A 13,287-nucleotide genomic window follows, 5' to 3' on the forward strand; every position below is an offset into this window, starting at 1 on the left:
GGCCGTGGCGGGTAGACTGAGATCGCGGTCGAGCATGGCGTCGTGCCCTTATTGGGCATTGGCAAGTTGGGACCGCTGCATTGTGCGGGTTTTACTTTTGACTAAAAACCAGGCTATAAACCAAAGTGTTTTGATTTCAAATCAAGAATGAAGATCACTCTGGACGAACTGCAGGCGTTTGCCACGGTGGTGGACAGCGGCTCCATCACGGCGGCGGCGCAACAACTGGATCTCACGGTGTCCGCCACGAGCAGGACGCTCGCGCGGCTCGAAGAAAAGCTCCGGACAACCCTGCTGCGCAGAACCACGCGGCGGCTGGAGCTCACAGAGGAAGGCAAGGCTTTCCTGCACAGTGCGCGGGCCATCATCGAGTCGGTGGAGGGCGCAGAGGAGCAGATGCTCGCGCGGCGCGAGATGCCAGCGGGGCGATTGCGCGTGGATGCGGCGTCGCCCTTCATGCTCCATGTGATCGTGCCGCTCGTGCAGGGTTATCGCGAGCGTTATCCGCAGGTGGAGCTGGAACTGAACAGCAATGAGGGCATTATCGATTTGCTCGAGCGGCGCACCGATGTGGCGATCCGCATTGGCCGGCTCAAGGACTCCACGCTGCATAGCCGGTTGATCGGCAATAGCCGCATTCGCGTGCTGGCAAGTCCGCAGTATCTGGCGGCGCACGGCCGCCCCGCGCGCGTGGAAGATCTCGGCAAGCACACGCTGCTAGGCTTCACTCAGCCCGAAGCGCTCAACGTATGGCCGCTCACGGGCGCCGATGGCGAGCCGCTGCGTATCGAGCCCGATGTGTGGTCGTCGAGCGGCGAAACCTTGCGGCAGCTCGCGCTGGCGGGCGTGGGCATTGTGTGTCTATCGGACTTCATGACGGCGCAGGACCGCGCGAACGGCAGCCTCGTGCAGGTTCTTGCGCGCCAGACACAGGACGTGCGGCAGCCTATTCACGCCGTGTACTACCGCAACACGGCGATTTCGGCGCGCATTGTGTCGTTTGTCGATTATCTGGTCGAGGCCGTGCGCGCCACGGAGTTTGGCGGACCGGCGCCGCGGCGGGGCGCGTGAACGCAGTCGCGCGTTAGCGCGGCTTCAAAACCGTCGTCATATATTCCGTGGCGAATTCGATGAATGCTTGCACGCGCAACGGCAGCCGCCTTTGCACGGGGTAGACGATTTGCGCGGCGAGCGGTTTCGCCTGCCATTTCGGCAGTACCCGCACGAGGCGGCCCGACACGAGATCCTCCTCGATAAGCCATTCCGGCAACACGGCGAGACCCAGCCCCATGCGCGCAGCCTCGCGCATGCTCGTCACCCCTTCCGAGATCATCACGGGCTCGATCTGCAGCGTTTGCGTGGCCGGCCCCGAATACAGCGTGACATCTCTCGAACCGCCGAATTGCCGGCTAGAAAGCGCGATCCACGGTAAGGCCTGGAGATTTTCCGGCTTGCTGGCGATCTTGTGATCCTTGAGGAAGGCGGGCGCGGCAACCGGATAGCGCCTGATCTCGCCCAGCGAGCGCGAAACGACACGGTCGTCAGTGAGCGCCCCGGCGACGATGCCGGCGTCGCAGCCCTCTTCGATCATGTGCAGCGGGCGGTTCGAATACGCCAACTCCATTCTCACAGCCGCGTGCGCCTGGATAAAGCTGCTGATCATTCGGCTCACCACGGACTGGCCGAAGTCGATCGTCGAAAACACGCGGATATTGCCGCTCAGCGCGCTCTGGTCGCGCCGCATGCGCTGCTCGGACTCTTCGGCTAGCGCGAGCAGCGCCTGCGCGTCGGCAAGGAACTGGTGACCGACTTCCGTGAGGCTCATGCGGTGCGTGTCGCGGCGCAGCAGCGACGCGCCGCATTGATCTTCGAGCGAACGCAACTGGCGGCTCAGCGTGGGCTGGCTCAAATGCAGCTTGCGCGCCGCCGCAGAGATGCTGCCGCTCTCCACGATGGCGACGAAGGCCTGCAACAGGGTCAGGTCGTTGAAGATGGTCATACGCCGGGAGCATAACCGATATACCGGCTATGCGGCTACCGTGGAGCGGCTCGTGGCGGGAAGATGCACCCATCGCATCACAACGTAGCACCGCGCAACACCGCGCAACACCACCCGGCCAAAAAGGAGAGTCACCATGAGCACGCAAGCCAACACCAGCAAAGTCGCGATCGTTACCGGCGCTTCACGCGGTATCGGCGCATCGATCGCCAAACGCCTCGCGGGCGAAGGCATCGCCGTTGTCGTCAACTACGCCGGCCGCGCTGCGGACGCCAATGCCGTCGTGGAGGAAATCAAGGCCGCCGGCGGCCGCGCCGCGGCGATTCAGGCAGACGTCGCCGTACCCGCCCAGGTGGCTGCGATGTTCGACCAGGCCATTACGCTCTTCGGCGGCGTGGATATCGTGGTGAATAACGCGGGCGTCATGCAGCCGGGCCTCGTCAATCTGGTCGATACCGACGACGCCCTGTTCGACCGGCTCGTCGCGATCAACCTCAAGGGCACCTTCAATACGCTGCGCATTGCCGCGAAGAAGCTGCGCGAGGGCGGTCGCATCGTCAACTTTTCGAGCAGCATTCAGGCGCTCGCGCTGCCGGGCTACTCGGTGTACGCCGCGACCAAGGCGGCCGTGGAAACGATGACGAACATCTTCGCCAAGGAACTGCGCGGCCGCAATATCACCGTGAATGCGGTTGCCCCCGGACCGACCGCAACCGAACTGTTCCTCAAGGACAAGACGCCCGAGCAGATCGAGCGCCTGGCGAAAATGCCGCCGCTCGAACGTCTCGGCCAGGCGGACGACATCGCGGAGGTGGTCTCGTTCCTCGTCGGCCGCGGGGCAAGCTGGATCGACGGTCAAACGATCCGCGTGAACGGCGGCATTGTTTGAAGTCCTGATCAAGTCATTCTTTGCCAACAAGGAACCCATCATGAAGAAGGTCATTGTCGTTACCGGCGCATCCAGCGGTTTTGGCCGCCTTGCCGCCGAAGCCCTCGCCAACGCCGGCCATACCGTCTACGCGTCCATGCGCGCGACCGCTGGGCGCAACGCCCCGGTCGTCGCGCAGATGGCGGAGTTCTCGCAGCATAACGGTGTGGATCTGCGCACCGTGGAACTCGACGTGCAGTCGCAGGACTCTGTAGATGCCGGCATTGCCCAGGTGATGGCGGAAAGCGGACGCATCGACGTCATCGTCCACAACGCGGGCCACATGGCCTTCGGGCCGGCCGAAGCGTTCAGCGCGGAGCAGTATGCGCACCTGTACGACATCAATGTGCTTGGCACGCAACGGGTGAATCGCGCAGTGCTGCCGCACATGCGCGAGCGGCGGAAAGGTCTGCTGGTCTGGGTGTCGAGCAGCAGTTCGGCAGGCGGCACGCCGCCTTACCTCGCGCCATATTTTGCGGCCAAGGCGGCAATGGATGCGATTGCGGTGCAATACGCGCGCGAGCTTTCGCGCTGGGGCATCGAAACGTCGATCATCGTGCCGGGCGCCTTTACCTCGGGCACGAATCACTTTTCACATGCGGGCAGCCCGGAAGACAAGGGCGTAGTCGCAGCATATGAAGCGGGCCCCTATGCGGGGTTCGGTGAGCAGATCCAGGAGGCGTTCGCCGCCATCGTGCCGCCGGAAGCCGATGTGGGTCTCGTGGCAGAGGCGATCGTCGATGTGGTCGATGCCCCGTTCGGCAACCGGCCGTTCCGGGTGCACGTAGACCCGACGCAGGACGGCGCGGACGTCGGCTTTGCGGTGCTTGATCGCGTGAGAGCGGAGATGTTGCACCGCGTGGGCCTCTCCGACCTGCTCGCGCCGCGGCGGCATGGCGCTGCATGAAACGAAAAGCCCCGGGGCGCCCCTACTCCGTGAGGCACTCCGGCGCCTCTTGCCCGCGCAATGCCGCTTCGAATTCCTCGACAGGAATCGGGCGGCAGAAGAGGTAGCCCTGATACGCGTAACATCCCGCCGAGGCGAGGAAGGCGCGTTGCTCCTCGGTCTCGACCCCTTCGGCAATCACGCCAAGTCCCAGGCTGTGCGCGAGCGCCACGATGGTCCGCGCGATCACGGCGTCGTTCGGATCGACGAGGACGTCGCGCACGAATGAGCGGTCGATTTTCAGTTGATCGAGCGGCAGGCGCTTCAAATACGAAAGCGACGAATAGCCGATGCCGAAATCGTCGAGCGCGAAGACGATGCCGTTCGCCTTCAGCGTCTCCATCTTCTCGATGATCTCCTGCACGTTGTCGACCAGCACGCTTTCCGTCAACTCCAGCTTCAGCCGGTCCGCTGGCGCGCCTGTCTGTTCGACCGTGGCCAGCACGCTTTCCACGAAGTTCGGTTGATGAAGCTGCTGCACGCTCACATTGACCGCAATCGTGAGATGCGCGGTGTCGGGCCGGGTGGCCCAGCGCGCTAGCTGGATGCAGGCCGCGCGCAGAACCCAGGCGCCCAGTTCCGCGATGAGCCCGGTATCTTCGGCAACGGGAATGAAATCGGCCGGGTACACGAGCCCGCGCAGTGGATGTTGCCAGCGCACCAGCGCCTCGACGCCGGTCACCCGGTCGCCGTCGATCTGCATCTGGTAGTGCAGCACGAACTGCTCGTCTTCGATGGCTGCGCGCAGCGCCGCTTCGAGCGCGGCGCGCTCCACCACGACCGTTTGCATGTCGGGGTCGAAGAGGCGCACCGCGTTGCGTCCGCGTTCCTTGGACTTGTACATGGCGAGGTCGGCCTGCTTCATGAGGTCGTCCGTCGATGCCTGGAATCCCTTGAATACGGTTGCGCCAATGCTGGCCGTGCTGCGGTAGTCGATGTCGTCGAGTCGATAAGGATTCCCAAGCACGGTGAGAATCCGCTCTCCCAGCACCTCGGTTTGGCGGGCCGCCTCGCAGGGAACAGGATTCAGGTTCCCCACCACGACGACGAACTCGTCGCCGCCCACGCGCGCCACGGTGTCGCCTGCGGGTATGCTCGCCGCGAGGCGCTTCGCCACTTCCTGGAGCAGCAGATCGCCCTTGTCGTGACCCAGCGTGTCGTTGAGCGTCTTGAAGTGGTCCAGATCGATGAACAGCAGGGCGCCGCTCGTGCCGTTCATCGCGCTCTCGGCAATGGCTTCCTTCAGGTTGTCGAGCAGCAGCGTGCGATTGGGCAAGCCTGTGAGCGCGTCGTAAAAGGCCAGCTCCTTGATGCGCTGGTCAGCGATCTTGCGCTCGGTGATATCGCGGCAACTGGTGCGAAAGCCGACGAAGTCGCCCTTGGAGTCGGTAATCGGCACCCACGAGGCGGAAAGCCACATGAGCGAACCATCCTTGCGCACGCAACGAAATTCCAGATTGTCGCCGCGCGAGCCCAGTTGCGCCGCGCGGAACTCGGGCGTGACATAGGAGGCGTCGCCCGGATAGATCACGGTGCAGGCGAAATCGCTCATGGCCATGCACTCGTCGACGGTATAGCCGATGTACTGCTCGACCGCCGAGTTGATCCAGCGCGGCTTGCCTTCCGGCGACCACCAGATTTCCCAGTTGACCGTGCAGTCCGCAATGGCGCGGAATTTTTCTTCGTTTTCGCGCAGTTCCTTCGTCATCGACGAGGCGAGCCGGATTGCGCGGCTGCGGCCCGTCATCATGAGGCGCGTGAGCAACGCGAGCAGCAGGCTCAGGCCCGTGCCGGTGATGGCGATGAGCGTTGCGGCGTCGCGGCCGAAGCGGGCCTTGAAGCCGTCGCGCGCCATCAGCTTGAGCATCCAGTCGTGGCCGCAGACCACGAGGTATTCGGTCGCCGAGAGGTCGCTGGGCGGGTGGTTGGCGGCGGTGCCCGCCGTTCTGTAGAGCAGCGCGGCCGGCGACGATTCCACGCCGTCGTAGATGGAGACCGAGAGGCCGGGCGGTTCCTCGCCGTAAAGGCTGGCGATCACATCGTGCATGCGAAACGACGCATAGACCCAGCCGACTAGCTGCGCCTGGCGCTCAGTGGCGTTTTCGGGCGCCTGGCCGCGTGCGTAGACCGGCATGTACATGATGAAGCCGGGATCGGCGCCAGGGTCGGTGTCGACGGAGAGGCGCACCTTGCCGGAAATGGTCGCCATGCCGGTGTCGCGCGCCTGTTCCATGGCGCGCCGGCGCACCGGGTCGGCCCACGCGTCGAAACCGGGCGCCGCGCGATTGGCGCCGATAAACGGCTCGCGTTGAATGATGGGCGCATAGTTCTCGCGCGGACCCTCGGGCTCGATCGCGTAACCCGGCAAGCCGCGCTGCTGCATGGTCGCGATATGCGCGGCCTTTTGCGTTTGCGGCACCCACGCGATGATGCCGATGGCCTGGATGCCGGAAAAGTTGGCGTCGAGATTGAGCGTATTGACGTAAGCGCGGAAGGCGTCGCGATCGACTTCTCCGCTCGCGGCAAAGAGGCTCTGCACACCGCGCAGCAACAGCTCGTAGGTGCCCATGCGCTGCTCGATGCGGCTCACTACGTCGCCGAGTGAGAAGTCGAACTGCGTGAGCAGTTCGTGGCGAGCCGCTTCCCGCTCGTGGTTCCAGAGCGCCCAAGTCACGCCGAGCGCGGCGGCGAGAACCAGTAGCGGGAGCAGAACGAGGCGCGTCCGGGTCATGGTGGCGTTTAGAAGGGGACCATCGAGTCGGCGAGGTCAGGCTTGAAATACTTCGTGAAGATGCGCCGCACCGTGCCGTCGGCGATCATTTCGTTGACGAGGGCGCGCCACTTGTCCCGTTCCTCGGGCGAGAGCGCCTTCTTCGACATGATCAGTCCATGCGGAATGGGTGGGTCGTCGAACTCCACGATATTGGTCACGCTCCGGATCTTCGCTTCATCGATAGCGGGATAATCGAATGGCTCGATGATCATTCCCTGAATGCGGCCGAGGATCAGCGCCTGGTACAGCGGCTCGAGGCCCCCGGCCTGACTCACGCGATTTTCGGCGGAGAGCGAATCCACCAGCCGGTTAGCCGACTCGCTATAGCGGAAGCTGCGAATCACGCCGAGCTGAAACTTGTCGTTGTGCTCGAAATCGGCCAGTTGACGAATGCCCGAATCCTTGCGAACCAGCAGATAGTACTTGTTGCTGAAGTACCAGGCAAAATCCGCGTATTGGTTGCGCTCGTCGTTGGCAATGCCCGAAAGACTGAAATCGAGCGCGCCCGACTCGATCAGTTTCCAGATGCGCGCGCGCGACATCAGGCTCACGCGGATCTGGCAGCCACTGCGCCGCGCGAGCGCGTCGGCGAAGTCCTTGTCGATGCCGGTATCCGTGTCGACGGAGTAGAGCAGCCCATGGTCGTGTAAGGCGAGCGTAAATGAGCGCGAGCAGTCGGGGCCCGCGGCAACCGCGGTGCCAAGACAGCTGAGCGCCAGCAGCAGGCCTCCAAGGCAGTTTCGAATCACAGCGTCTCCGTGGCTTGATAGTGGCCCGATGACAGTGTATCGGGCGGAAAACACTCTTCACGACTTATCGGCAGCGTGCTGCAATTCTTGAGACAATTCCAATTGTTTTTTTTGCACGGTTTTTGTGCGCGCGCTGGGACTTTCGAGCAGAGGGATTGCCCGTAGTGGCGGGGCTGCGCAGGCCAAAAAAAAGCGCCGGCGCAAGGCCGACGCAATATATGAAAAGGGATCGTGTAAGGAAGGCCAGCCAGAAGGTGGCCTTCGCAACGGACGATTTAGCTGATTCGCATAGTGGTCAGTTCTCTTTTTCGGCGTCCCGGTTCAGCATGCCTTTTGGAATCGACAGAATCAAAACGCAGCTCACGAGCAAGCAAGCGCCCAGCGCATAGGTGCCGTTGTTGATGTCGCCGGTCAGGTCCTTCGCCACGCTGGTGATCATGGAGCCCGTGAAGCCGGACAGATTGCCAACCGAGTTGATGAGCGCAATACCCGCCGCCGCGGCCGTGCCGGAGAGAATTTGCCCCGGGAACGTCCAGTAGATCGGCATGAGCCCGAGAATCGCGCAGGTGGCGATAGTCAGGAATACGATGGAAAGCGGCACGTTGTGCGCGAAGAGGGCGCTCAGAATCAGGCCGACGCCGCCGATAAAAGCCGGAATGGCCGCATGCAACCGGCGCTCGCCGGTCTTGCGCGAGTGCGACGCGTTCCAGATCATGGCGGCCACCGCGCTCAGATAAGGAATGGCGGTCAGCAACCCGATATTGAACGTGCTCTGCACGCCGGAAGCCTTGATGATGGAAGGCAGCCAGAACGCCAGGCCATAGAAGCCGGTGTTGAAGGTCAGCAGAATGAACGTCAACAGCCAGACGCGCGGGCTTTTCAGCGCCGCCACGGCGCTATGCGTTTTCTTCGCGCTTTCCTGTTCGAGATTCTTTTGCAGCACGTTTTTTTCGGCGGCGCTCAGCCATTTCGCCGACTGAATGCCGTCGCCCATGCGCGCCAGCACCACGAAGGCGACGAAAATCGAAGGAATGCCTTCGAGCAACAGCATCCACTGCCAGCCGCCCAGGCCGAACATGCCGTGCGTGTTCTCCATGAGCCACCCCGAGACAATGCCGCCGAGCGTGAGGCTCACCGGAATGGCGATCAGGAACCCCGACATCGCGACGCTCTGGCGGCGCGCCGGGAACCAGTAGTTCAGGTAAAGAATGATGCCGGGGAAAAAGCCCGCTTCGCATACGCCGAGCAGAAACCGGAGGATGTAGAACATCGTCGAGGTTTGCACGTGAAAGAAACTCGCGAGCGGCGCGATGAACGCGAGCAACGACGAAACGATGCCCCACGTCACCATGATGCGCGCGATCCAGAAACGCGCGCCATAGCGGTGAAGGAGCAGGTTGCTCGGCATTTCGAAGAGGAAGTACCCCCAGAAGAAAATGCTCGCGCCCACGGCGTAGACGCTGTCGCTCAAGCCCAGCGAGTCCAGCATCTGCAACTTGGCGAAGCCGACGTTCACGCGGTCGAGATAGGCGACGACGTAACACAGAAGCAGTAGCGGCAAGATGCGTTTCAATACCTTGCGGTACAAAAGGTCTTCGGCTTCGTTGACGGCGGACGGCGAGTCCGCAATCTGGGTGAGGGTTGGCATGGGATGTGTCTCCATTCACATTTGCCTTTGATCGGTCCCGCTGAAGGGGAGGCTATTTCTTGGCGCCGTCGGTCAACTGTGGGTCAACTGTCTGCCAACAGCGCGCTGTTTTGTTATCGGTAACACAGCGGGCGCTAAATTAGCACGGCAGACCGTGCCACGGCAAGTCGATCGCCCTTGGGCGCGGGAAAACGCGTGGTCTCACCTGGTGCACAGGGCGCGCACAAAGTGCTAATATCCAGAAATGTTACCGATAACAAACTGGCGTGCGCCCGCACCTATGCCCGCCCCATCGTCGAGACAAGGAATACCGAAGTGAGTGACAAGACCCAGCCCAACGCACGGCGCCTGCGCAGCCAGGAATGGTTCGACGATCCGGCCCATGCGGACATGACCGCGCTGTATGTCGAGCGTTTCATGAACTACGGCCTGACCCGCGAAGAACTGCAATCGGGCCGTCCCATCATCGGCATCGCGCAAACGGGGAGCGATCTCGCCCCCTGCAATCGCCACCATATCGAGCTTGCGGCTCGCACCAAGGCGGGCATTCGCGACGCGGGCGGCATCCCGATGGAATTTCCGGTGCATCCGCTTGCCGAACAGAGCCGCCGGCCTACCGCGGCGCTCGACCGCAACCTGGCCTATCTGGGCCTCGTCGAGATTCTTCACGGTTTTCCGCTCGACGGCGTCGTGCTGACCACGGGCTGCGACAAGACCACGCCCGCATGCCTGATGGCCGCGGCAACGGTCGATATGCCCGCCATCGTGCTATCGGGCGGTCCGATGCTCGACGGCTGGCATCACGGCCAGCGCGTCGGTTCGGGCACGGTTATCTGGCATGCGCGCAATTTGCTGGCGGCCGGCGAGATCGACTATGAGGGCTTCATGGAACTGACGACGGCTTCGTCGCCCTCCATCGGCCACTGCAACACCATGGGCACGGCGTTGTCGATGAACAGTCTCGCCGAAGCGCTGGGCATGTCGCTGCCCGGCTGCGCCAGCATTCCGGCGGCTTACCGCGAGCGCGGCCAGATGGCGTACGCAACGGGCAAGCGCATTGTCGATCTCGTTCGCTACGACATGCGCCCTTCGCGCATCATGACGAAAGAGGCGTTCGAGAATGCCATCGTCGTGGCCTCGGCGCTTGGCGCGTCCACCAATTGTCCGCCGCACCTCATCGCCATCGCGCGGCACATGGGCATCGAGCTGAGCCTCGAAGACTGGCAGCGCGTGGGCGAACAGGTGCCGCTCATCGTGAACTGCATGCCGGCGGGCGAGTATCTGGGCGAGAGCTTCCACCGCGCGGGCGGCGTGCCCGGCGTGCTGCGCGAACTCGACCGCGCGGGCCTCGTGCACCGCGAATGCCTCACGGTATCGGGCCGAACCATCGGCGCCATTGCCGACAGCACGCCCGAACCCGATCGCGAAGTCATCAGGACAACCGATGATCCGCTCAAGCATGGCGCGGGCTTCATGGTGCTCTCGGGCAACTTCTTCGACAGCGCCATCATGAAGATGTCCGTGGTCGGCGAGGTCTTCCGGCAAACCTATCTGAGCGAGCCGGGCGCGGAGAATACCTTCGAGGCGCGCGCGATCGTGTTCGACGGTCCCGAGGACTACCACGCGCGCATCAACGACCCGTCGCTCGAAATCGACCAGCACTGCATTCTCGTGATTCGCGGCACGGGCACGGTGGGCTATCCGGGCAGTGCGGAAGTGGTGAACATGGCGCCGCCGGCGGAACTGGTGCGCCAGGGCATCACGTCGCTGCCCACGCTGGGCGACGGCCGCCAGAGCGGCACTTCGGCAAGCCCGTCGATCCTGAACATGTCGCCCGAGGCGGCGGTGGGGGGCGGCCTCGCGCTGCTGCAAACGGGCGATCGAATTCGCGTGGACCTGAATGCGCGCAGCGTGAACGTGCTGGTCGACGAAGCCGAGCTTGCGCGGCGCCGCGAAACAGCCCACTTCGAAGTTCCGCCTGCGCAGACGCCCTGGCAGGAGCTTTATCGCAAGACGGTGGGGCAACTGTCCACGGGCGGATGCCTCGAGCCCGCCACGCTGTATCTGAAAGTCATTGCCGAGCGCGGCAATCCGCGCCATTCGCACTGAACGTCAGGCACCCAACATCAGGCACTCAACATCGGACACTCAACTGGACGCACCATGACCTCGAACACCCCATCAAACTGGCTTCCCGGCGACGTCGGGCAGGCGCTGCTCGTTGGCCGCGTGTGGCGCAAGGCAGGCGAGCACGAAGGTCCCTCAGTCGTACTCGTTCGCAACGGCGAAGTCATCGATATCACGGCCAGCGCGCCGACCACCGCGGACCTTTTTGATCGCGAGGACATCGTGCGCTTTGCGCGCACGGTGAGCGGCGAGTCGCTGGGTCCGGTGGAGAAACTGATCGAGGCGAATCTGCCGGGCAGCGCGGCGCCTTCGCTGCGCCTGCTCGCACCCAATGACGTTCAGGCCATCAAGGCATGCGGCGTGACGTTTGCCGTAAGCCTTATCGAGCGCGTGATCGAGGAGCAGGCCGGCGGCGACCCCGCAAAGGCGCAGGAGGTTCGCGAAACCATCGCGGCCACGATCGGCACCGATCTCTCGAAGATCAAGCCGGGCTCGGAAGAAGCGATGAAGCTGAAGGCGGAACTCGAGCGGCGCGGCGCGTGGTCCCAGTACATGGAAGTGGGCATCGGGCCCGACGCCGAAGTGTTTTCGAAGTCGCAGCCCATGTCGGCAGTGGGCTTTGGCGCGGGCGTCGGCTTGCTGGCCGCTTCGGTCTGGAACAACCCCGAGCCGGAAATCGTGCTGGCCGTGAACAGCCGCGGCGAGATCGTCGGCGCTACGCTCGGCAACGACGTCAATCTGCGCGACATCGAAGGCCGCTCGGCGCTGCTGCTCGGCAAGTGCAAGGACAATAACGCCTCGTGCGCGATCGGTCCGTTCGTGCGCTTGTTCGACGAGTCGTTCAGCCTCGACACGGTGCGCAAGACCAGCGTCGCGCTGCGCGTGGAGGGCACGGACGATGGCTTCGTGCTGGAGGGTATCAGCCATATGAGCGAGATCAGCCGCGACCCGGCCGACCTCGTGGCGCAGACGTGGGGCCGTCATCACCAGTATCCCGATGGCTTCATGCTCTTTCTCGGCACCATGTTCTCGCCGATCAAGGATCGCGACACGCAAGGCGGCGGCTTTACGCACCACCTGGGCGACGAGGTCACCATCTCCGCGCCGGAGCTCGGCGGGTTGATCAACACCGTGCAATTGAGCACGGAACTCGCGCCGTGGACCTTCGGCGTGCGCGCGCTTTATCGCAATCTGGTTGCGCGCGGACTACTGTGAGCCGTTGAACGCGGCCAGTCTTTCAGCCCATTCCGTGCAACGCGGAGTGGGCGAGCCGCAGCAGATCGTCGAACTGCGTGACCAGTTCGAAACACACCAGAAACGCGATTGCGGCAGCGGGCCCGGGAAAGCGCGTCATCAAGCGCAGAGCGGGCTCGGCCGTTCGCTTCCTGACGGCGTCGCGCGTCATCAGCCAGGTAATCACCACGCCGATCACACCGCCCGCGATCAGATCCGTGGGGTAGTGGTAGCCCAGATAAGCGCGCGGCAAACAGATGATTAGTACGACATATAAAATCGCAAGCGCACCGACCACACGCCAAACGAAGAAGATCCCCACTGCAATCGCCACCCACAGCATGGCGTGATCGCTCGGAAACGAGCTGAAGTCAGTCAGCCCGGCCGCCCGCAACGACGACGAGGCGAAATGCAGATGCAGGTCGGGATTGAAGATCGGGCGTTGCCGGAACGGCAACATGCGCGCGAGGGAGCGTCCCACTGCGAGCGCGATCAGGCCGCTGGCCACCGTGGCGATCATCATCTCGCGCCGCCACTCGCGCTGCTCGCCTGGCTGGAACCAGATCCACCAGATGAGCGGGATAAGGAAATAGCCCTTGAATGTATAGAGTCCCACCATCACCCGGATCGCGTGATTGAGCAGTGGCGGCAGATCGACTTGGGTGAGGGCTCCCAGAATGACGGTATCGAAGCTGTTCATTTATTGTGGGCCATTGCGCTGACTGTATTTACGAATGAGAAAGGCGGCCGGAAACGGAGGTCTCCGGCCGCCTTGATGCCCAATGCGTCAGGCGTTCGCAATCGTAAGGTTCAACTCAGCGCGCATAGGTAAAGATTCGAAAGCAAGTGTAAATCGCGCTTGCTCCCGCCCCGACTGCGCTGCA

The 13,287-nt window shown here is 63.2% G+C and carries 10 protein-coding genes; 5 read left to right on the forward strand and 5 right to left on the reverse strand.

Annotated features, from left to right (window positions below; all coding sequences use genetic code 11):
- Window positions 1-147: 147 nt before the first annotated feature.
- On the forward strand, window positions 148-1,071 hold the full coding sequence (locus VSR72_RS40980; RefSeq protein WP_342957890.1) for a LysR substrate-binding domain-containing protein: 924 nt from the start codon (window positions 148-150) through the stop codon (window positions 1,069-1,071).
- A 13-nt stretch (window positions 1,072-1,084) separates the two neighbouring features.
- Here the strand turns inward: VSR72_RS40980 and VSR72_RS40985 are convergent, their stop codons facing one another.
- Window positions 1,085-1,999, reverse strand: a complete 915-nt coding sequence (locus tag VSR72_RS40985; protein ID WP_342957891.1) for a LysR family transcriptional regulator — start codon at window positions 1,997-1,999, stop codon at window positions 1,085-1,087.
- 136 nt (window positions 2,000-2,135) lie between these two features.
- Between VSR72_RS40985 and VSR72_RS40990 the strand changes: the two genes are divergently transcribed.
- Complete coding sequence (locus VSR72_RS40990; protein WP_342957892.1) at window positions 2,136-2,888, forward strand: SDR family oxidoreductase; 753 nt, start codon at window positions 2,136-2,138, stop codon at window positions 2,886-2,888.
- A gap of 40 nt (window positions 2,889-2,928) precedes the next feature.
- Entirely contained in the window at window positions 2,929-3,834 is a 906-nt protein-coding gene (locus tag VSR72_RS40995; RefSeq protein WP_342957893.1) for an SDR family oxidoreductase, read from the forward strand.
- A gap of 22 nt (window positions 3,835-3,856) precedes the next feature.
- Here VSR72_RS40995 and VSR72_RS41000 read toward each other — a convergent pair whose 3' ends face one another.
- The 3 genes from VSR72_RS41000 to VSR72_RS41010 all read right to left on the reverse strand — a co-directional run bounded on the left by VSR72_RS41000 (window position 3,857) and on the right by VSR72_RS41010 (window position 9,043).
- Window positions 3,857-6,604: an EAL domain-containing protein gene (locus VSR72_RS41000; protein WP_342957894.1), complete on the reverse strand. Its 2,748-nt coding sequence runs from the start codon at window positions 6,602-6,604 to the stop codon at window positions 3,857-3,859.
- A gap of 8 nt (window positions 6,605-6,612) precedes the next feature.
- Window positions 6,613-7,395 (reverse strand): transporter substrate-binding domain-containing protein, encoded by a 783-nt coding sequence (locus VSR72_RS41005; RefSeq protein ID WP_342957895.1) that lies wholly within the window; start codon window positions 7,393-7,395, stop codon window positions 6,613-6,615.
- 295 nt (window positions 7,396-7,690) lie between these two features.
- A complete protein-coding gene (locus VSR72_RS41010) occupies window positions 7,691-9,043 on the reverse strand; it encodes an MFS transporter (protein WP_342957896.1) in 1,353 nt (450 codons plus the stop codon).
- Between the two features lie 315 nt (window positions 9,044-9,358).
- On the opposite strand from VSR72_RS41010, the gene VSR72_RS41015 reads away from it, so the two are divergent.
- A complete protein-coding gene (locus VSR72_RS41015; protein WP_342957897.1) occupies window positions 9,359-11,152 on the forward strand; it encodes an IlvD/Edd family dehydratase in 1,794 nt (597 codons plus the stop codon).
- Window positions 11,153-11,206: 54 nt separating this feature from the next.
- Window positions 11,207-12,385 carry a fumarylacetoacetate hydrolase family protein gene (locus VSR72_RS41020; protein ID WP_342957898.1) on the forward strand — a complete coding sequence of 393 codons (1,179 nt, stop codon included), beginning with the start codon at window positions 11,207-11,209 and terminating at the stop codon, window positions 12,383-12,385.
- A 22-nt stretch (window positions 12,386-12,407) separates the two neighbouring features.
- Here the strand turns inward: VSR72_RS41020 and VSR72_RS41025 are convergent, their stop codons facing one another.
- On the reverse strand, window positions 12,408-13,103 hold the full coding sequence (locus VSR72_RS41025) for a phosphatase PAP2 family protein (protein ID WP_342957899.1): 696 nt from the start codon (window positions 13,101-13,103) through the stop codon (window positions 12,408-12,410).
- Window positions 13,104-13,287 lie beyond the last annotated feature (184 nt).

Source organism: Paraburkholderia sp. JHI869 (assembly GCF_038900775.1).
Lineage (GTDB): Bacteria > Pseudomonadota > Gammaproteobacteria > Burkholderiales > Burkholderiaceae > Paraburkholderia.

Coding starts and splice junctions, on each gene's coding strand:
- VSR72_RS41020 (WP_342957898.1), top strand. CDS start 11,207: ATGACCTCGAACACCCCATCAAACTGGCTTCCCGGCGACGTCGGGCAG.
- VSR72_RS40990 (WP_342957892.1), top strand. CDS start 2,136: ATGAGCACGCAAGCCAACACCAGCAAAGTCGCGATCGTTACCGGCGCT.
- VSR72_RS40985 (WP_342957891.1), bottom strand. CDS start 1,999: ATGACCATCTTCAACGACCTGACCCTGTTGCAGGCCTTCGTCGCCATC.
- VSR72_RS41000 (WP_342957894.1), bottom strand. CDS start 6,604: ATGACCCGGACGCGCCTCGTTCTGCTCCCGCTACTGGTTCTCGCCGCC.
- VSR72_RS41010 (WP_342957896.1), bottom strand. CDS start 9,043: ATGCCAACCCTCACCCAGATTGCGGACTCGCCGTCCGCCGTCAACGAA.
- VSR72_RS40995 (WP_342957893.1), top strand. CDS start 2,929: ATGAAGAAGGTCATTGTCGTTACCGGCGCATCCAGCGGTTTTGGCCGC.
- VSR72_RS41025 (WP_342957899.1), bottom strand. CDS start 13,103: ATGAACAGCTTCGATACCGTCATTCTGGGAGCCCTCACCCAAGTCGAT.
- VSR72_RS40980 (WP_342957890.1), top strand. CDS start 148: ATGAAGATCACTCTGGACGAACTGCAGGCGTTTGCCACGGTGGTGGAC.